Origin of the sequence: Cobetia sp. SIMBA_158, from assembly GCF_046566945.1 — a bacterium.
Lineage (GTDB): Bacteria > Pseudomonadota > Gammaproteobacteria > Pseudomonadales > Halomonadaceae > Cobetia > Cobetia amphilecti.
Genome location: NZ_JAWJYL010000165.1, coordinates 1 through 320, shown reverse-complemented (window position 1 = coordinate 320; position 320 = coordinate 1). Strand labels below are relative to the sequence as shown.

Below are 320 nucleotides of genomic sequence, written 5' to 3'. Positions count from 1 at the left end.
CGGGGCCGTTAAGTTTGGTGTCTATTTCATCAAGCAAGGCTTGTTTAAAGTTATCTTTTAAAGCTGCATCGTCGTACTGGCTATGATCTTTGGCAAACTGGGTGACTAAATCACTATTGTAGTGATACATACGGTTCCAGTTAGTGCCAGTAATAGGGTCGAATCGGCCAAGGGTAAACTCCCCTGATTTTTGATTGCAACCAATAGGGTTAGCATATGGTACTAAGGTAATGTCGCCTTTTAAATTGAGCTGTTTTAACTGCTCTAGCAGCTGAAAAATAACCGCGTTACCTTGTACCTCGGCGCCATGCATGTTGGCT

General features: G+C 43.1%; 1 protein-coding gene. It reads right to left on the bottom strand.

The features are described 5' to 3' along the window. Nucleotides 1-320 (bottom strand): succinylglutamate desuccinylase/aspartoacylase family protein (locus R2R70_RS19465; RefSeq protein ID WP_410978816.1); only part of this gene is annotated, 320 nt, incomplete at both ends.